This window comes from Roseobacter denitrificans OCh 114 (genome assembly GCF_000014045.1).
Classification (GTDB): domain Bacteria; phylum Pseudomonadota; class Alphaproteobacteria; order Rhodobacterales; family Rhodobacteraceae; genus Roseobacter; species Roseobacter denitrificans.
The window spans coordinates 447,592-466,641 of sequence record NC_008209.1 but is presented as its reverse complement, the minus strand read 5'-3'; the positions used below and the strand labels follow the sequence as shown (position 1 = coordinate 466,641).

Genomic DNA, 19,050 nt, shown 5'->3' with positions numbered 1-19,050 from the left:
GGTCATGTGAATTCATCGGCATGTGCCACTTGATCTGTTCGCATATTTGCCTTGATGGCCGTTTTCGCCGCGTCATAATCGGCGAGCTGGTCGTTGATAAATGCATCATCAAAAACCGCAGGCGTCGCAGCACCGGGTGTTTCCAGTTTAAGCGCCTTAGACCGGATGCGGTTCAGGATATTCACGGCCTTGGCGAGATCGGTCCACTTGCCTGCGGATATCCTGAAATCGTTACGCGTCGCGGCTGCACCGTTGTTTGTCCATTTGCTCCATTGTGCCGCAAGCTGGTCGGCGCCAGCGGTAATATGGGTCTTCAATTGCGAGAACTTGATAGAAGTAAATGGCAGATCGCCGCCCGGGTTGACGGTGGGAATCGCGAATAATGTGTTTTTCACCCCTTCATGAAAGCGCACCACGTCGTCAAAGGTCGGACCTTCTCCATCGGGATCATAGGTCAGCATCAAATTGTCAAAATTCGCACCAGCCGCCAGCTCAAGATCTGCATTGAACGCGCTGACGATTTGGTTGGCCTTAAGCTTGTTTTGCGCAAGATCCTCATTGCTTACGGCACCAATAGTCCATATCTGACTGGCTTTGTGATGCTTCACAAGATAGTTCTTGATCGGTGAATTCACCAAAGCCGCCGTCATGAAACCCGATGTGATCGTAAAGTGGTAATCCGGCGTAACGGCATTCTGCGCATTCAGGGCACCATGGGTCAGACCCCCGGCATTGATGAGACCGGCGCCTGCCATTTTGATTTTCTTTGTCAGGTGGACCGGCGCGTATTTCCCGCCGTGGGACCTGCCGGGTTCCAGAAAGGCCAGAGTTTCCGGAGCACCGCTTTGATCGGCGCTTACGGTCTGATCCCCAAGCTTTGTGCTGACGCGGTCACGTTGCAGAACGGGCTGAGATGACACGTGCCGTTGTGCGACCGGCTGTCTCGTGGTTGGAAATCGGGAAGCTGCGCCGTGGTTGGCGCGCGCTTGCAGCATCTCAAGACGCGACACTGGCAGGCTGGAATTGGCCCGGCCTTGCAGGGCTGGCAATGCGGACGGTGCCACGCATCCATTCTCACCGCCCGATTTGGAAGGTGTCCGCTTCGTCAGTTGCAGGGTGGCTTTTTGCGTATCTCTTACAGTCGCATGCATTTGACGTTCATTATGCGCCCGCCGTAATACAACGCAAGCATCAAGTTATGGTTGAGTGACCTCAAGGGTTTGCATGTCAGAGCAGAAAACCGGCGTGGGAATCCTAACAAAACCTAAAACCTTCGGGCGTTCGCATAAGCGGGCGGCAAGGCTTTTGAGGAAGGATGCAGGCTGTTCAAACCTTTCTAATGGGAATTCACATGGCCGATATCTCAAGCAGCTTGTCAATGCCGTTCATCCAGCCAAGCCAAGCCCAAAAGCACGTTACCCATAATGAAGCGCTGCGTATTCTTGATGTCGTAACGCAACTGGGCGTCGCGGCCGATGATCAGACAACACCGCCAACATCGCCGGCAGATGGGACGCGGTACATCATTGATGCAGGCGGGGTGAATGAATGGGCCAATCACGAAGGCGAAGTAGCCCTGTTTGAAAACGGAGTCTGGCGCTTCTTTGTCCCGCGCGCGGGGTGGCGCGCCTATGTGATCAACCGCGATGCGCTGGTGGTTTATGACGGCGCGGAGTGGATCGATCTGGACAGTCCGGAACTGGAAGAAATCGAAACCTTCGGGCTGGGCATGAATTCGCTTCCCGACACACCGTTTTCCGCCAAACTGAATGCCACGCTCTGGACCGCTCTTTACCGGGCGGATGGGGGCAATGGCAGCCTTTTGAAAACACTCAACAAGGAAGCCAGTGCCGATGACAACGGCTTTGTCTTTCAACAGGATTTTCAGACCCGCGCATTGCTGGGCCTGTTTGGATCGGACAATCTGCGGCTGGCCACCACGCCGGATGGCACCAACTTTGTGGATGCCCTGATCGCGGATAACGCCACTGGCATCGTTGATCAGCCGCGCCTGCCCCGTTTCAAAGGTGTGACGAATTTTGACAACTTCTGCCCTGCCGGAACATGGACCAAGATTGCCATCAACGATCTGGAATACAATGAACAGGCCGTGTTTGACGCTGCAACCAATCAGTTCATCGTGCCGGTGGATGGCACCTATCAACTCGGGGCCTTGCTGACGTTCAAGGCCGATTCCAGCACCGCGGCCCGCATGGGCGCGCAATTGCTGATTAATGGTGTCACCCCCATCTCAGGGTCGCAGGTTGAAAACACCGCCGCCCATTTCAACGGGCGCACAACGATTTCGATCCAGACACTGGCCAGCCTGAGCGCGGGCAGCACCGTGGAACTGCACGGGATCATGCGGTCTCAGCCCGGGTATTTCATGGCGGACCGTACGGATTTCTGGGGCTTCAAGGTCGGCTAACCCATCAGGTTTGAGCAGAGCGTGGCGGGTACACAGGCAAAAAAATGCCCGCCATGCGACGTTTGAGGCCTATTCGCCGGTCCAGTCCGGCATCGGCTTTTTGTCGATAAACGCGTTGATCCCTTCGGTCGCATCCCGCGCCAGCATGTTTTCCGCCATGACAGCGCCAGCATAGGCATAGGCCGCATCAAGGGGCATGTTGCACTGTTCATAAAACGCTTTCTTGCCGGTTTTGATCGCCACGGGTGATTTGTCGACGATGATCTGCGCCATCGCGGCGCTCGCCGTTTCAAGGTCGGCGGCGGGCACGACGCGGTTGATCAGTCCCATCTCCTCGGCTTTTGACGCGGGCAGAAACTCGCCCAGCAGCAGCATCTCCATCGCTTTTTTGCGCGGGACGTTGCGCGACAGCGCGACCATCGGCGTCGAACAGAACAGTCCGATATTGACGCCTGACGTGGCAAAGCGCGCATCCTCCGCCGCAATCGCCAGATCGCAGGTTGCAACCAGCTGACACCCGGCGGCGGTGGCGATACCCTTGACTTCGGCAATGACGGGCTGCGGCAGGTCGACAATCGACATCATCATTTTCGAACAGGTCCCAAAGAGCGCATTGAAATACGCGGATCCCTTGTCGGCATCTGCACGGCGCGCGGTCATTTCCTTGAGGTTGTGACCGGCGCAAAAGTGGTTGCCTGCCCCGCGTAAAATCACGGCCTTTACATCACGGTTCACGGCAATACCGTCCAGGGCGTTTTGCAGTCCCGTCAGCATATCTTCGGACAGCGCATTCAGAGTTTGCGGGCTGTTGAGCGTTATCGTCGCAATACCGCCCTCGATCTGCAGTTCGACGAGCGTGTTCTGGATATCTTTCATGGATGCCTCCCTGACGTATACCGACATCAAAGCGGATCATCCGGTCAAGTTGCAAGCAGTGATATCGCGCGCCGCCGTGGTTTTTTGCGGTTTTTGCGGCTGAGGCACCTGTTCATGCCCGCTACTCCATTGGCTATGCGGCACAGGATCCTTGGCTTTCAGCAGGAACAGCCCCGCGATCTGCATGTAGGATCTGTAAACGTAGCCACCATTGCGCGTCAGAACCACAGCGCGTCGCTTATCATAAAACCCCTGTAACCGATACCACGGCAGCGTCGGATGAGCATGGTGCACCGCATGCAGGTTGTTTTTCAGAAACAGGACAGACAGCGGCCCGCGATCTTCGATGATCACACTGCGGCAACGCGCCTTTTCATGGGCCTGATGCTCCAGAAACGTGCGGATCTTGAGGATAGCGAGGCTGGCATAGACAGCGATTGCATATAGCCAGAATGGCATCTCGCTCATCCAGACCAGCCAAAACACAACCGGGATCAGCCCCGCAAAATGAAACAGATAGGCCCGGATGACATCACGGTCTCCCTGCCTGATCCGCCGTGCATCGCCCTCGTAAAAAGTGAGCAAGCCGATGATTGGCCCGATCAACATGCGTCCCAGCAAGGTGTTGTTCCATGCATAAACCCTGCGGCGTGCGACTGACCATCTGCACCATACAGCAGGATCAACGTAATTCGATTCCGGATCGTCATAAGGGTCGGTCAGCGACGGATCATGATGATGCGCCAGATGTGTGTCCCGAAACCGCATATAGGGGATTACCAGACCCATCGCCGGAAAAACCAGCGCCGTATTTGCGTGCCTGCTGCGAAACGGATGACCATGGAGCACCTCGTGATTGAAGGAGGAAAAAAGCGTCAGGGAAAGCGTCAGGACCAGCCCTGCCAAGACTGGACCAAGTATCTCCGCGTAAAGCGTAGACCCTGCAACACCGCCATAGCAGCAAAGACAGACAAGCAATGTGGGCCACTGAACGTGGGTTTTTCGAGGCGTCACAACAGCCCTTTCGCAGCACAGGTTTTCCGATATCTGCGGGATATCTTTTGAGAATCCGCGTGTTCGAACAAGCGCGTGTTTGCGCATGTTTTGTATAACAAACGCATCACTTTCAGAATTTTGTTGTGTTTCTACGACATATGGTGCCATTTTTACCCAATGGATAAACGTGATCTTTCCCGACTGTTCAAAGAAAGGCTCAGCAGCGTCATAAACTCGCACAGCGAGGGGCGCGGCCACTTCATGCGCGCAGTGGGCATTGACCGCTCTGCCATGAGCCAGTTTTTGAACCCCGACACGGATCGTTTGCCGCGCGCGGAAACGCTGCGCCGCATTGCAACGGTCAGCGGGGTGTCCGTCGATTGGCTGCTTTGTCTGGAGAATGCGCAAGAGGGCCGACAAGAGGTTGCCGAAAGCGTTCAGATCGAAAAGGAGATACAATCGGACGGATCGACCCCTTTGGACCAGTGGCGCAATGAGGCGGCGGGTTTCAAACTACGCACGGTGCCCTCGACCCTGCCCGATATCATCAGCATGGCGCCGGATGTTTCGGACCGCGCCAGCCTCGAAGACGCCCGTGGTGGTGGCGTGGAAAACGTGCTGGAGCGGATATCGCTGAATGACATGGATGTTGAGGTCGCGATGCCGCTGCAAACGCTGCAGGATCTGTCGGCGCGCAGCGGTCTGTGGCGTGGCACGTCACGGGATCGGTGTCACAGGCAGCTGACCCATATGGCACGGATTTGCGCCGACCACTACCCGGCCCTGCGCCTGCACGTTTATGACGGGACGAAAACCTTTTCAGCGCCGTTTACCGTCTTTGGCAATCAGCGCGTGGCGCTGTACATCGGTGACGCATATCTGGTCGTCAGCAGCGCGGATCAGGTGCGTGGGTTTGCCCGACAGTTCGACCGCCTGGTGCGGCGCGCGGTCATCAGTTCCGACAAGATACATGTCACCCTAAGGCAACTGGCAGACGCCGTTTAACGGGTGCCATGCATCAGGGTTTGAAACACCGGCTCTGGCAGCGGGTGTTCTTCAGGTCGCCTTGCTCGGCTCCGGCGCGGCGCTGTCCATGCTGTCAGGAATGATTTCGGCGTCTTCGATGATGTCGCCCGAGGTTTCGTCGGGTTTTTCTTCCAAAGCACCCACGATCAGCGGCAGCATCTGCATACCGCCCGGCATCGCCATCTCCGACATCGGCGGTGTTTTCCACGCCAGGGTATCAAAGCTCTCGCAGTTCTCGCAGAATGGACCCCATTCCCGATGGATGTGTTGGCAATTATCGCAAATCCACTGCGGACCGCGCGACACGGTGAGCGCCTTGGCCAGCCATCCACGCACGACGGTATCGGGTGCCCCCTCTCCCCGCTCGATCGCGGCCATCAAGGTTACGGAACGCGCCGTTGCATCGGTTTCGGCCAGATCACCCAAGGCACGCCGCGCCTCGGGGAAGTCCTCGTTGGCGATATGAAGCTCCGCCAGCAGCATCTTGGTTTCGGGGTTTTCGGGTTTGATCCGCGTGATCGCCATGAACCGCTTGATCCGCTCAGCAGGTGTTTCATTCGGCTCGATCGCAGCGAAAGCGGCAGCAAGGTCGGGATGCGGATGCACCTCCCAGGCCTTTTTCAACAGACGTACGGCAAGGCGCGGACGGTTCTGTTCAACATAACCGCCAGCGGCCATCACAGCCGCCGGGATCAGATCTGGTGACAGCTTGTTGGCCTCAATGGCCTTTTCCTGCACGTCGATGGAACTGGCATCAGACAGGATATCCTTGGCCTCCGACAAGGCCAGCACTGCATCGCGCCTCCTGTGCACATCACGCGGCAGGTTTCCGTATTTCAGCTTGGCGCTCAATGTCTTGCGCGCACCGGACCAGTCTTCTTTCTGCGCTTGCAACCGCAGCAAAACGTCCTGGACTTCTTCGTGCTTTGGCTTGATCGCAAAGGCTTTCTCCGCCAGTTGCAACGCAGTATCCGTGTCACCATCCGCCAGCTTTTGTTTCATGATACCGCGCACACCCACAAAGCGGGTCGCATCAGTCGTCACCAGTTTCTTGTATGTTTCCTCGGCCTTGCGGCGATCCCCGGCCATCTCAGCCGCCTGCGCCACAAGCAGGTTCGTGAGTTCCGGCTTGTTGAGGTACCGCTCAGCCTTCGCCGCTTTGTTCATCGCAACGCGGCCCTCACCGCTGGCCAGCGCCATCAAACCTTCGGACAGTGCCTGAAACCCTTTGCGCTCCCGGCTTCGGTCGAAATAGCGTGAAATCGCTGTCTCATCGCCGGACAGAAACCGCAGGCACGCCACCAAGAGCGACAGAAGCTTGAGGAACAACCAGACTACAAAGATCAGGACGACCGCGGCAATCACAGATTGGATCGGGCTAAAGGTAAATTCGGTGCCCATCACCTGAACCTGAACGCCGCCTTCGCTTTCCAAAAGATAGACCGCGCCCATCGCCAGAGCGGCGACCGCGACCACGAACAGGATAATCTTTATCAGGGACCAAAGCATCAGTGTCTTCCTTAATTGCTGTTCAGGCTATCAGCCAATTCGTTTGCCGCATCCTGAGCAGCTTTGCGCGACTGCGCCGCATCCAGCCAGTCCGCCATGACCGCCTTGGCCGCGTCGGGCAGCGTTTCCGCTTCGGTCAGCGCCGTTTCAAGATCGCCGTTTTCGACAGCGGCCTGTACCCGGGACAAGACCGCATCGGGGTCGGACCCTTCGCGCGGCGTGACCGAACGCATGTTCAACTGACGCTGGAAAAAGCCCGTGATTCCGACAACCTCGGATTCGGGCGTCTCCGCCCGTGCCGCCATCAGGGCCGAGCGGGCAACATCGGGAAAGTCCTCTCTGAGAACCGCCATCGTTGGGACGCCATTTTCCGCTGCCTCTTGCAACGGTGCGGGCACCTCAACAGGTGTCACCGCCTCCAGATCGGCCAGTGCAGTGCCAAAGGGCTGGCCACTGTCCACCGCCGTCACGACACGGGTCAAGGCGGCGCGCGCCAATATCTGCGCCGCTTCCCGCGCGGCACCTGCCTCGGCAGCCGCTGCCCGTTCGGCAAGTGCTTCAATTTCTTCGTTTTGCGCCTCAAGCGCCGTTTGCAGGGACGCAATGGCCTCGTTTGCTTCCGAATTGTCGGCCTGGATCGTCACCGGTTCCTGATTTTCCAAGGCCGCGACCATGGCCGTCAGCGCAGCGATATCTGCTTCCAACTCGGCCACAATATCCAGCGTGTCCGTCGGTTCCACCGCTTCAAGCGCATCGAGCCGTGCCGCTTGCGCCTCGATCAAGGCGGCCTGCGCCGCTGCACGCTCTGATGCCTCAGCCGCCGCTGCCTCAAGCGCGCTGATGTCAACCACAGGACGCTGCATGGATGCCGGCAAATACGCATCCAACGTATCACCGCGCCCGGCGATAAAGCCGATCAATGCGGCAATCACGCCGCCGAACACCGCAGGCCACATGCTGCCGCGCACGACTTCGGGCTGCGGCTGCGCAACGGGCTTTTCCGCCACAGCCGGCTCAGGTTCCTGCGGTTTTTCCTCGACTGGCTCCGCATCAGATTCCTTGTCCCACGGGCTATCGGGCTTCTCGGCTGTATCCGCATCCGGCGCTTTCTCGTCGGGTGTGTCCTTGTCGAGCCAAGGTTCACCATCGACTGCATCGGATTTTTCTTCCGGTTTGTCCTCGGCCTCGTGTTCCTTCAGCGCCTCAACTGTCTCAGCAGGTTCAACCGTGTCGTTTTCGATCTTCTCTTCGGCAATATCAGCAGGTTTTTCATCAACAAGCCCGTCATCCTTGGCATCTGTATCCGACGGGATTGTGTCTGCGTCCGCATCTTTTTCGGCGGAGTCCTTCGCCTCCGGTTCCTCTTTCAAAACACTTTCCGCGTCTGGAGTCTCTGTGGCAGTGGTGACGATTTCCTCCGCCTCGATTGGTTTTTCGGCGCCTTGGTCAACGGTTTCAGTTGCCTTGTTGGGCTTTCGTGATTTTGCCAAATCTTCCACCTTTTCGAATCTTCACAGGCGTGTGCTGTTAAGGAACCTTACCCCTGCGGCTCTGGCCCCTCAACCCAAGCTGTGGTTCAGAACAAGGTTTTCCACACAGAGAGCCATGGATTTTGCAGTGGGCTCTCGCGCAATGATCAGCCTTGCAGGGGACATTTCATTGCAGGAATCCGCGACTGCCGTGCTCATGGCGACAACATATAACTGTGGATGCGCCGGTGCGATTGCTGCGAAATGAGCAGCCGTCCGCGGTGAAAAAAGCGGCACCACAACAGGTGCTCTACGCTCCAAAACCGACAATGCCTGCGCCGAAAAGGGCAAAAGGCGCTGCTCATAAAGCGGGATATTCGTGACACGCAAACCCGCAACCGACAAATCCTCGGCGACATTGCCGCGCACGAAAACGCCTGAATAGTGATGGATTTCACCTTGGGGACGGTTGATCAGAACATGGTCTTTCAGCGCCAAAACGGTCGCACCGGCAAACACCGCGTCCCATCCATGCGAACGTGCCAGTTGCGTCGTTTTCTCACCGACACAGAATGCGCGTCGCCCGTTTCCCTTGGGCGCATATTTCACGCCATTGGCCGATGTGAAAATTGCATGATCCGCGCCCGTCGAGTCATACCCTCCATCAATCGGCACGATTTCAAGCAGCGGGCTGTGAATGAAATCCACATGCTGGCGCACCTTTGGCGCAATGTCCGCTTCGAAGACGGCGTTCGACCCCTTCGGTCGCGTCAGGATGAGCGGAATCTTTTGCACCAGTCTTGCCACCCCCCGGCATTGTTTGCGCCCCGCTTCGGTGTTACCTGCCAAGTCAAAGGCATGCAACGGGGGCTTGAATGGGCCGCACTCAGACAGTTCTTGCGCTGGAAAGCAGTTGCGATGACACAGCCGCGGCCGTGCTGCGCAAAGGCGCAACGGGTGAGACACAGGTGTTATCCTCGATTGTGCGCGGACAGGACAGCCTGCACGCAGCCTACGGTGGTGTCGTCCCCGAGATTGCAGCGCGCGCACATGCGGAGATACTGGACATCTGTGTCGAGGACGCCTTGCAGGCTGCACAGACATCCCTGCACGATGTTGACGCAATCGCCGTCACGGCAGGGCCTGGCTTGATCGGCGGTGTGGTCTCAGGGGTGATGTGCGCCAAGGGCCTCGCCCTCGCGACGGGTAAACCGCTATACGGCATCAATCACCTTGCCGGTCATGCGCTGACACCCCGGTTGACGGACAATGTGCCCTTTCCCTACCTGATGCTGTTGGTATCGGGGGGGCATTGTCAGTTTTTGCTCATCAAAGGACCGGATGATTTCAAACGCATCGGTGGCACGATTGACGATGCACCGGGGGAAGCCTTTGACAAGATCGCCCGGCTGCTGGCCTTGCCGCAACCGGGTGGCCCTTCAGTGGAACGGTCTGCACGACAAGGGGATGCGAAACGGTTTTCCCTGCCGCGCCCCTTGCTCGACCGCCCGGGGTGCGACATGTCGTTTTCAGGGCTGAAAACCGCAGTTCTGAGGGTGCGCGACGGCTTGGTGCAGGATCAGGGCGGGCTTTACCCACAGGATCAGGCGGACCTGAGCGCGGGCTTTCAGGCCGCAGTCGTCGATGTTCTGGCGGAAAAAACAAGCCGCGCGATGCAGCAATATCAACAGCTTTCACCAACTACGGCAACGCTCTGTGTCGCTGGTGGTGTCGCAGCAAATATGGCCATTCGAACCAGATTAGAGACTGTTGCACGCGACAACGGGGCCGTATTTGTTGCGCCGCCGCTTGCCCTGTGCACAGACAATGCCGCGATGATCGGCTTTGCCGCGCTGGAGAGAATGGCAGACCATCCGCCCGATGATCTGACGCTTGCCGCCCGGCCAAGATGGCCGCTTGACAGCAAGAGCCCGGCGATGCTCGGCAGCGGTAAGAAAGGGGCCAAGGCATGAGCGTCGGCATTCTGGGTGCGGGCGCATTCGGCACTGCCTTGGCGATATCGCTGGGGCACACCACCCCCGTCACCCTGTGGGCGCGGGACGCAAAGCAGGCGCAGGTGATGCAAAACACCCGCGAAAACACGGCGCGCCTGCCAGGCTTTGCTTTGCCTGCGGGTGTGAAGGTCACATCTAACCTTGCCGATCTGCAAGGTTGCGACGTGCTTCTGTTGGCCGTGCCTGCGCAAAAGCTGCGTCAGTTCTTGCGTGGCCTTGACCAGATGGTTGCCGGAAAAACGCTTGTCACCTGCTGCAAAGGGATTGAGCTTGAAACCGGCATGGGGCCCGTTGATATCGCACGCGAGATCTGCCCACAGAGCGAACATGCGATCCTGACCGGCCCGAGTTTCGCCAATGACATCGCAAAAGGGCTGCCGACCGCGCTGACGCTTGCCTGCGCCAACCCGGATCGCGCGCGCCAGTTGCAACAAGAGTTGTCCAACGGCACGCTGCGCCTTTATCGCACCAGCGATGTGATCGGCGCGCAATTGGGTGGGGCGCTGAAAAACGTCATCGCCATTGCCTGCGGTGCCGCCATCGGTGCGCAGCTCGGCGAAAGCGCGCGGGCAGCACTGATGACCCGTGGAAATGCGGAAATGCAGCGTTACGCGCAGCATAAGGGCGCAGACGCGTCAACCCTGTCCGGGCTGTCGGGGTTCGGCGATCTTGTGCTGACCTGCACGTCGGAGTTGTCCCGAAACTACCGGTTCGGGTTGGCGCTGGGTGCAGGCAAGGCGTTTGATCCTGCGACCACTGTCGAGGGTGCCGCGACCGCTTGCGCCGTTGCCCAAGAGGCGCGGGAAAAGGCGCTCGATATGCCGATCTCATCTGTGGTTGCAGCACTCGTCGAAAACAGGTTGGATGTTGAAAATGCCATGACCAAGCTTTTGTCCCGTTCACTGAAGGAAGAATAACATGCTCGTCGCTCTGATCGCTCATGACAAACCGGGCGCATTGCCCATTCGTCAGGAAAACCGCCCCGCGCATGTGGAATACCTCAAATCTAGTACGGCTGTGCAACAGGCTGGCCCCCTGCTGGATGACGCCGGAGAGATGTGCGGCTCCCTCATCATTCTGGATGTCGCGGATATGGATGAGGCCAAAGCCTGGGCGCAAGGTGATCCTTACGGTGCCGCCGGACTGTTTGCATCGGTCGATCTGATCCCCTGGAACCGGGTGATTGGCTGATGGCCTATTGGTTGTTCAAATCCGAACCCTCCGCATGGAGTTGGGATGATCAGGTGGCCAAGGGTGAGGCCGGCGAAGAATGGGATGGCGTGCGCAATTATCAGGCGCGCAATTTCATGCGCGAGATGAAGGTTGGCGATCTGGGTTTCTTTTATCATTCGCAGAAAGAAAAATCGATTGTGGGCATTGTCGAGGTGATCGCAGAGGCACACCCGGACAGCACAACGCAGGATGACCGCTGGGAGTGCGTCGACATCAAGGCCGTGCGCGCGGTGAAAACGCCGGTGAGTCTGGAAGACGTAAAACAAGACGATAGGCTGGCCGACATGGCGCTGTTGAAGATGTCCCGCCTGTCCGTCCAGCCCGTTCGCCCGGAGGAATGGGCAATCATTTGTGAAATGGCCGGAGTAGCTGAAGAATAGCTGGAAAACAGGCGAGGCTGGAGGTGGGCTTTGATAAGGAACAAAGTGCTATGCGAAAAAGCTGCATCACCCATCGCTGGCAAGAACCGGAGATATCCGCGCGTTATGTGATGTGCGACGGTTCCGGCAATTCGTCGGACGCCATAGAACCGGAACTGGTCCCGGTACTGCGTGCAACCAGACACACACCAGCGAATAGGCCAGAGCGGAAATCAGATCGTTTCCGACAATGCCCTGCCTGAAACCTGTTCATCAACCGAAAAAAGGGTTCTGCGCATAAGCCAGAACCCTTCTTCACCCCACGTGCTCCCTAGTCCACCACACGTGTTTGAAATCGGTCCTGGCCGTACTGGCCGGGTGCTTTATAGATACCCCAGTGCAGAAATTACTGCAATTCTTCAATAGTTTAAAAGCTGTATAAAAAAGAAACGCCTCTTTAACAAAGAGGCGTTCACGTGCTCCGACATGGCTTTGGTCTAAGCGTAGACCGCCTCTTTGCCAAAATGTTTGGTCAACATGTAATAGACCACAGCTCGGTATTTGTTCCGCTCGGATTTCCCATAGGTCTCAATGACTTTGTTGATGCCTTCCATCAACTCGGGACCATCGGCAAGACCGAGTTTCTTCATCAGAAACTTCTCTTTCACTGTCTCAAGCTCTGACGGCTGGCTGCTGGCCACCGTTGATGCATCTGCGTTGTAAATCGCAGGCCCGCAACCGATGGTTACCTTTGTGAGGAGGTCCATATCAGGCTCCATCCCGCATTTGTTCTTCAGATCTTCTGCATACTGCGCGATCAGATCGTCCCGCTTACCCATAATAAATGTCCCTCGTTGGTTCATAGGCCGTCAAACATCGACCTGTGGGAAAATCATAGGACCTGATGGGCTGTCAAAAAAGGGATAATTTACTTCGGTTTTCCCCATAGGCGGAATCTCCCGATCCATGGAGTATCCGCGCGCCGTTCCGGGCAACGCAAACAGCGTCGCCCGATCTGGTCGCATACCGGTTTTTAATCAGTACCGGTAGTGTTCCGGCTTGAAGGGACCTTCGGGTTTCACGCCGATATATGCCGCTTGCTCCGGGTCAAGCGGGGTCAGTTTCACACCGATCCGGTCAAGGTGCAAACGTGCGACCTTTTCATCCAGATGTTTGGGCAGAATGTAGACCTCGTTGTCATACGCATCCGCACGGGTCCACAGTTCGATCTGCGCCAGCACCTGATTGGTAAAGGACGCGGACATCACGAAGGACGGGTGCCCGGTCGCGTTCCCGAGGTTCAGCAAGCGCCCCTCAGAAAGCAGAATGAGACGATTGCCATTCGGCATCTCGATCATGTCTACCTGTTCTTTGATATTGGTCCACTTGTGGTTCTTGAGGGCAGCAACCTGAATTTCATTGTCAAAGTGACCAATGTTGCCAACGATCGCCATGTCTTTCATCGCACGCATATGCTCGATGCGGATCACGTCCTTGTTGCCCGTCGTCGTGATAAAGATATCCGCCGATCCCACCACATCTTCGAGCAGGACAACCTCGAAACCGTCCATGGCGGCTTGCAGCGCGCAAATCGGGTCCACTTCGGTGACTTTTACGCGGGCACCGGCACCGCGCAGACTGGCAGCGGAGCCTTTGCCCACATCGCCGTAGCCCATTACCACGGCAACCTTGCCCGCCATCATCGTATCCGTGGCGCGGCGGATACCATCCACCAGCGATTCCTTGCAGCCGTATTTGTTGTCAAACTTCGACTTGGTGACAGAATCATTCACATTGATCGCAGGGAATGGCAATTGCCCCTGCTTGACGAGGTCATAGAGACGGTGAACGCCAGTTGTCGTCTCTTCGCTGACACCTTTGATCTGATCACGCACTTTCGTGAACCAACCGGGAGACGCCGCCATGCGCTTCTTGATCTGCGCCTTGATGGCCTCTTCCTCTTCGGATGTGGGCACGGGGATAATCTCTTCACCCGCCTCGGCACGGGCACCAAGCAGAACATAGAGGGTCGCATCACCGCCATCGTCAAGGATAAGGTTGGGACCATCCTCAAACATGAACGACCGGTCGAGGTAATCCCAATGCTCTTCCAGCGACTGACCCTTGATCGCGAAAACAGGCGTCCCGCCCGCCGCGATGGCCGCCGCCGCGTGGTCCTGCGTCGAAAAGATATTGCAGGACGCCCAGCGGACATCGGCACCCAAGGCAACAAGCGTTTCGATCAGAACTGCCGTCTGGATCGTCATGTGCAGCGAGCCGACAATGCGCGCACCGGCCAGCGGCTTGCTGTCGCCATATTCCGCGCGCAAGGCCATCAGCCCCGGCATTTCGGTTTCGGCAATATCAAGCTCTTTGCGGCCAAACTCGGCAAGGGCAATATCTTTTACGATGAAGTCTTTGGTCACGCGTGCACTCCGAGGCTCTGAATGATCTTTGCCGCTGCTCTACCACCCGTTGCAGGGCGCTGCAACAGAACGAATGCCAGCAATTGTCCACATCCTCTTTACAAGCGTAATCGTATTGGGTTTGCCCTGCATGTGTGACTCCAAAAAGTTGAGTGCTGGACAATATCTTTCAGTTCTCTAGAAGTGGGCGTGTCTTGAGTACAGCCCCGCCAGCGACACATTTACAGAACGCAACGAGCAAACGCCCGGCTATGTCCACAGCACCCGCAGAGTCATTTCACGTCAGGTTGACGGCATCGCGCCCGGCACGCCACAAAAGGGCAATCGTCTTTTGTTGCGACCAGAATTACCTTGTTTTTGCGGCACATGCCGCGGCGCAGATTGCATCGCTTGTGGAAAAGCCGGAATTCGACATCTGTATCTGTTACGGTCATCAGGCAGTTGTGCTTCCGGACAGCCTTGCCGGATTGGGCATACGGCTTTGTCACGTAGATGTCGGCGACGTCTTTGAAGGCCTGCGCTTGGATAAGGGCAAAACGCATGACGTATATTTGCGCATCGCCTTGCCGACCGCTTTTGCCGGTGAATATGACAAAATTCTCTATCTGGATTCGGATATTTTCGTTCAAGGTGGCGATTTCAACGCGCTTTTTGATATTGATGTAGCACCGCATTGCATCGCATCGGTTCGCGACAACGTGCAATGGCGCACACCAAAACGGCAAAACAAGCGGAATACGATCAAAGGGATACCCCCATCTGCATACTTCAACGCAGGAGTAATGCTAATGGATGTGCAGGCCTATACCGAACAGGAGCTGATGCGACGTTGCGTCGAATTTGGCCGCGCACGCCGTCGGGATTTGAAACGGCATGATCAGAACCTTTACAATGCGGTGCTGCAAAACGACTGGGCCGAAATAAGCCCCGTCTGGAACTGGCAATATTCGTGGTCCACGCGGCTTTTTGCAGTTTTCGCATATCCGAACATCATACATTTCATCGGGCCCGCGAAACCATGGAAAGACGAGAGCGGACAGTTCGAACCGCGCTTTGCTGACTCATTTGATCGTTTCATCAGGACACACTTTTCAGGTTCCAGACAAGTGGAAACGGGGGGTAGAAGACTCGCGCCGGACAGTATGAAAATGACGAAAATGCTGATCAAACATCTGATAACAGCCCGGAAAATAGCGCACTATCTCGCGAGATTTCCTAATGAATTGACGGTCCACCGATGAAGCGGGCCTGGCAGCGAATGCTATCGGGGCGCAGGCTGGATTTGCTGGATCCGACTCCGGTTGACGTAGAAATTGAAGATATCGCGCGCGGTCTTGCCTTTGTGGCGCGCTGGAATGGCCAGACCAGTGGCGCGCATGCCTATTCAGTTGCGGAACATTCGCTTTTGGTAGAGACGCTTTTTACCCGCATCGCTGATAAATCACCCGCGAAATGGCGATTGGCAGCCCTTTTGCATGACGCCCCGGAATACGTGATCGGCGATATGATCTCCCCGGTAAAGGCCGCTGTCGGGCCGGGGTATGAGGCGCTGGATGAGCGACTGACGGCGGCCATCCACCTGCGGTTTGGTCTACCTGCTGCCATTCCTGTCGCCGTGAAGCGTCAGATCAAGAAGGCCGATAAAATCAGCGCATGGATGGAAGCCACGCAGATCGCCGGTTTTTCAGAAACCGAGGCCAGCAAGTTCTTTGGCACACCGGATCACAAGATCATGCAAGGGCTGGAAATTACCCTGCGGCCCCCGGCTGAGACGCGCGACGCCTTTACCGCGCGTCACAACGAATTGCTGGCTGCCATGCCGTGATCCTCACGGGCCAAGCCGGCACGCAGTAGCCACGCACCGCGCCTCAGGTCAGCGTTTTCAAAGCCGACCTTTCGTCTGCAAGATCAGCAAGCTTTATGATCTGACGCGAGAACTCAGCGCGGGCTGCGCTTGGCCAGAATGCGTTGCAGCGTCCGGCGGTGCATGTTCAACCGACGCGCCGTTTCACTCACATTACGATCACACAGTTCATAAACCCGCTGGATGTGTTCCCAACGCACGCGATCCGCACTCATCGGGTTTTCAGGCGGCGGCGGCAGATCATCCCCCGTCGCGAGCAGAGCATTCACGATATCCGTCGCATCCGCCGGTTTAGACAGATAATCCACGGCACCGATTTTTACGGCCGCCACGGCAGTTGCAATCGCACCATATCCCGTCAACACGACGACCCGCGTATCCGGGCGCTTTTCGCGCAGAACTTCGACGACATCCAGGCCATTGCCATCCTCAAGCCGCAGATCAACAACCGCAAACGCGGGGGGGCGCGCGGTCGCGATGGCACGTCCGGCGGCAACCGAACCTGCTGTCTCTACCTGAAAGCCACGCTTTTCCATGGCCTTTGCCAGACGGCGCAGGAAAGGCTCGTCATCATCCAGCAATAGGATGCTCTTGTCCTCACCTAACTCAATCGGGTTCGTATCCGGCATATCCGCTCATTCCTGCACACTTATTGACCGTTCAGACATATATGTGGCCCAAAATGCCGCAGGTCAAATAAGTTTAACCGATAAGGCTATGACAGGTCAGGCATTCTCGACAAAACAAGCCACTGTCTCGGCCATTTGTTCCGGTGCAACTTCGCGGCGGAAGAACTCAACAAAACCGTGTTCCGGCAATACGAGATAGCTGAAGGTCGAATGATCCACGAGGTAATAGTCTTCGTCCCCCTCATGCGCCTTGTAATACGTGCGATACGCGGTGCTCGCCGCCTTGACCTGCTCGGGTGACCCGGTCAGACCGATCATGCGTTCATGCATGTTGGCCGCGAAATCGCCAACAACTTCGGGCGTGTCCCGCTTGGGGTCGATCGAGATGAATACCGGCGTCACGGACATGCCGTTCTCTTCCAGAACCTCGACAGCCACGGCATTGCGCGCCACGTCCAGAGGGCAGACATCCGGGCAGAATGTATAGCCGAAGTAAAGAATCGAAGGCTCGGTGATGACATCCGCATCGGTGACAGTTTCGCCCTGCGCATTGACCAGTTCAAAGGGCCCACCCAACGCACCCGCGCCCCCTGCAACGGTGCTGGATCTGCACTGCGCGAACTGATCGTCGCTTTTGGACGACTGGGTTGCAAGCCACAGGCCGCCCAGAACGCCGACCACGCCAGCGACAGAAATCAAAGCGATGAAACGCGTATTCATGAGCATCTCCTTCGTAAGGCAAGGGTTGATCCTAGATAGGGTCAGTCCTACCGTGTTTGAAGGACAGTGCAACTCAACAACCGGTGATATTTTGGCAGATCTGAACCTCAGGCCCTTTTCTGATGACAGGCGCGCGAACTGGATCAGACTTCGGACCCTGATCCTGTTGCGCTGGTTCGCCATCGCGGGGCAGCTCGCGGCCATCACCGTGGCGCAAAAGATGTACGGGTTACAGCTTGAACTGGGCCTGTGCTATCTGGCGATTGGGGCCTCTGCCATCGCAAATCTTGTGGCCACTTTCATCTTTCCGGAAAACAAGCGCCTTACGGAAAGCCAGAATATGCTGACGGTCCTTTTCGATCTGCTGCAACTGAGTTTTCTGTTGTTCCTCACCGGCGGTCTGCACAACCCGTTCGCCCTGCTGATGCTTGGGCCCGTCACGATTTCGGCGGCTGTTCTGACATTGCGCTCAACCGTGTTTCTGGGCGGGACAGCCATCATTCTCGTTTCCCTTCTGGCGCAGTTCAATTTCCCGCTGCGCACGGAACAGGGCTTTATTCTTGCGATCCCTGACGTGTTTCTCTTTGGCAACTGGATCGCGCTGATCATCGCGATTGTCTTTATCAGTGCCTATTCCATACGGATCACCTCCGAAATTCACTCAATGTCTGACGCCTTATCCGCCACGCAGATGGCCCTGTCGCGCGAACAAAAGCTGACGGATTTGGGCGGTGTTGTCGCCGCCGCTGCGCATGACTCGGCACCCCGCTTGCGACCATCAAACTGGCGAGTGGCGAATTATATGACGAATTGTCCGACCGCGCGGACTTGCAGGAGGATGCGGCGTTGATCCGCGAACAGGCGGATCGGTGTCGCGATATCTTGCGCGACATGGGCCGCGCCGGCAAAGATGATTTGCACCTGCATCAGGCCCCTTTGCGCGCGGTCCTCGAAGAGGCCGCAGAACCCCATATGGACCGCGGGAAAGAGATCATCTTTCAGATAGTCGGGCCGGAAATCACGCAACCCACAATCCTGCGGAAGCCCGAAATCATTCATGGCGTGCGCAACCTGATCCAGAATGCAGTGGATTTCGCAAAGGCGCAGATCTGGGTGGAGGCGAGTTGGACACCGGACACGATCTCGCTGCGGATCATGGACGACGGGAACGGGTTTCCACCACATTTGCTTGGCCGAATTGGCGACCCTTTCATGAAACGCCGCCGGTCCGCCTCCGATAGAGGCGCACGTCCGGGTTATGAGGGCATGGGATTGGGGTTGTTCATTGCCAAGACGCTTCTTGAACGCTCAGGCGCCGAACTCAGCTTTGCCAACGGTCGCGAGGAATCATCCACGCAAGGCAGCGGGATCGGTGCTGTTGTCGAAGTGAAATGGCTCAGGCGACGGATTGATGCGGTTGAGGGTGATCGCCCTGTGGCGAGCGGTGAAAATCAACGATTTGCCGTTTAGAACGACGATATAGACAGCGATATTCACCGT

General features: G+C 57.0%; 18 protein-coding genes and 1 pseudogene. 9 read left to right on the top strand and 10 right to left on the bottom strand.

Annotated elements, in window-relative coordinates:
- Positions 1-2 precede the first annotated feature (2 nt).
- Complete coding sequence (locus tag RD1_RS02220; protein ID WP_245897160.1) at positions 3-755, bottom strand: hypothetical protein; 753 nt, start codon at positions 753-755, stop codon at positions 3-5.
- 596 nt (positions 756-1,351) lie between these two features.
- Here RD1_RS02220 and RD1_RS02215 point away from each other — a divergent pair.
- Positions 1,352-2,428 (top strand): DUF2793 domain-containing protein, encoded by a 1,077-nt coding sequence (locus tag RD1_RS02215; RefSeq protein WP_011566809.1) that lies wholly within the window; start codon positions 1,352-1,354, stop codon positions 2,426-2,428.
- 69 nt (positions 2,429-2,497) lie between these two features.
- On the opposite strand, the gene RD1_RS02210 is transcribed toward RD1_RS02215, so the two are convergent.
- Both RD1_RS02210 and RD1_RS02205 read right to left on the bottom strand, forming a co-directional pair.
- Positions 2,498-3,304: an enoyl-CoA hydratase gene (locus RD1_RS02210; RefSeq protein WP_011566808.1), complete on the bottom strand. Its 807-nt coding sequence runs from the start codon at positions 3,302-3,304 to the stop codon at positions 2,498-2,500.
- Between the two features lie 36 nt (positions 3,305-3,340).
- Positions 3,341-4,318, bottom strand: a complete 978-nt coding sequence (locus RD1_RS02205; RefSeq protein WP_044033308.1) for a fatty acid desaturase — start codon at positions 4,316-4,318, stop codon at positions 3,341-3,343.
- 159 nt (positions 4,319-4,477) lie between these two features.
- Between RD1_RS02205 and RD1_RS02200 the strand changes: the two genes are divergently transcribed.
- Positions 4,478-5,305 carry a transcriptional regulator gene (locus RD1_RS02200; protein WP_011566806.1) on the top strand — a complete coding sequence of 276 codons (828 nt, stop codon included), beginning with the start codon at positions 4,478-4,480 and terminating at the stop codon, positions 5,303-5,305.
- Between the two features lie 51 nt (positions 5,306-5,356).
- Here the strand turns inward: RD1_RS02200 and RD1_RS02195 are convergent, their stop codons facing one another.
- From RD1_RS02195 to RD1_RS02185, 3 genes are read right to left on the bottom strand one after another with little or no spacing between them, the layout of a single operon-like run.
- Positions 5,357-6,835, bottom strand: coding sequence for a heme biosynthesis protein HemY (locus tag RD1_RS02195; RefSeq protein WP_011566805.1), 1,479 nt, complete (start codon positions 6,833-6,835; stop codon positions 5,357-5,359).
- Positions 6,836-6,846: 11 nt separating this feature from the next.
- Positions 6,847-8,334 carry a mitofilin family membrane protein gene (locus RD1_RS02190; RefSeq protein ID WP_011566804.1) on the bottom strand — a complete coding sequence of 496 codons (1,488 nt, stop codon included), beginning with the start codon at positions 8,332-8,334 and terminating at the stop codon, positions 6,847-6,849.
- Positions 8,335-8,394: 60 nt separating this feature from the next.
- A complete protein-coding gene (locus tag RD1_RS02185) occupies positions 8,395-9,099 on the bottom strand; it encodes a uroporphyrinogen-III synthase (RefSeq protein WP_011566803.1) in 705 nt (234 codons plus the stop codon).
- Between the two features lie 80 nt (positions 9,100-9,179).
- On the opposite strand from RD1_RS02185, the gene tsaD reads away from it, so the two are divergent.
- Genes tsaD through RD1_RS02165 form a run of 4 tightly spaced genes read left to right on the top strand, consistent with a single transcriptional unit; the run spans position 9,180 to position 11,932 of the window.
- Complete coding sequence (gene tsaD, locus RD1_RS02180; protein WP_011566802.1) at positions 9,180-10,277, top strand: tRNA (adenosine(37)-N6)-threonylcarbamoyltransferase complex transferase subunit TsaD; 1,098 nt, start codon at positions 9,180-9,182, stop codon at positions 10,275-10,277.
- Complete coding sequence (locus RD1_RS02175; RefSeq protein ID WP_011566801.1) at positions 10,274-11,236, top strand: NAD(P)H-dependent glycerol-3-phosphate dehydrogenase; 963 nt, start codon at positions 10,274-10,276, stop codon at positions 11,234-11,236. The genes tsaD and RD1_RS02175 overlap by 4 nt, the downstream gene beginning before the upstream one ends.
- A gap of 1 nt (position 11,237) precedes the next feature.
- On the top strand, positions 11,238-11,510 hold the full coding sequence (locus tag RD1_RS02170; protein WP_011566800.1) for a YciI family protein: 273 nt from the start codon (positions 11,238-11,240) through the stop codon (positions 11,508-11,510).
- A complete protein-coding gene (locus RD1_RS02165) occupies positions 11,510-11,932 on the top strand; it encodes an EVE domain-containing protein (protein WP_011566799.1) in 423 nt (140 codons plus the stop codon). The genes RD1_RS02170 and RD1_RS02165 overlap by 1 nt, the downstream gene beginning before the upstream one ends.
- 476 nt (positions 11,933-12,408) lie before the next feature.
- Here RD1_RS02165 and RD1_RS02160 read toward each other — a convergent pair whose 3' ends face one another.
- Together RD1_RS02160 and ahcY are read right to left on the bottom strand one after the other, a co-directional pair.
- Positions 12,409-12,750 carry a DUF2853 family protein gene (locus RD1_RS02160; RefSeq protein WP_044032894.1) on the bottom strand — a complete coding sequence of 114 codons (342 nt, stop codon included), beginning with the start codon at positions 12,748-12,750 and terminating at the stop codon, positions 12,409-12,411.
- 198 nt (positions 12,751-12,948) lie between these two features.
- Positions 12,949-14,337 (bottom strand): adenosylhomocysteinase, encoded by a 1,389-nt coding sequence (ahcY, locus tag RD1_RS02155; protein ID WP_011566797.1) that lies wholly within the window; start codon positions 14,335-14,337, stop codon positions 12,949-12,951.
- A 251-nt stretch (positions 14,338-14,588) separates the two neighbouring features.
- On the opposite strand from ahcY, the gene RD1_RS02150 reads away from it, so the two are divergent.
- Both RD1_RS02150 and RD1_RS02145 read left to right on the top strand, forming a co-directional pair.
- Complete coding sequence (locus RD1_RS02150; RefSeq protein WP_011566796.1) at positions 14,589-15,578, top strand: glycosyltransferase family 8 protein; 990 nt, start codon at positions 14,589-14,591, stop codon at positions 15,576-15,578.
- On the top strand, positions 15,575-16,162 hold the full coding sequence (locus RD1_RS02145) for a YfbR-like 5'-deoxynucleotidase (protein ID WP_011566795.1): 588 nt from the start codon (positions 15,575-15,577) through the stop codon (positions 16,160-16,162). Before RD1_RS02150 ends, RD1_RS02145 begins: the two co-directional genes overlap by 4 nt.
- Positions 16,163-16,275: 113 nt before the next feature.
- On the opposite strand, the gene RD1_RS02140 is transcribed toward RD1_RS02145, so the two are convergent.
- Together RD1_RS02140 and RD1_RS02135 are read right to left on the bottom strand one after the other, a co-directional pair.
- Positions 16,276-16,830, bottom strand: a complete 555-nt coding sequence (locus RD1_RS02140; RefSeq protein WP_011566794.1) for an ActR/PrrA/RegA family redox response regulator transcription factor — start codon at positions 16,828-16,830, stop codon at positions 16,276-16,278.
- A gap of 96 nt (positions 16,831-16,926) precedes the next feature.
- Positions 16,927-17,550 carry an SCO family protein gene (locus tag RD1_RS02135; protein ID WP_011566793.1) on the bottom strand — a complete coding sequence of 208 codons (624 nt, stop codon included), beginning with the start codon at positions 17,548-17,550 and terminating at the stop codon, positions 16,927-16,929.
- Positions 17,551-17,641: 91 nt separating this feature from the next.
- Here RD1_RS02135 and regB point away from each other — a divergent pair.
- Positions 17,642-19,020, top strand: a pseudogene (gene regB, locus RD1_RS02130) (sensor histidine kinase RegB).
- The last annotated feature ends 30 nt before the right edge of the window (positions 19,021-19,050 follow it).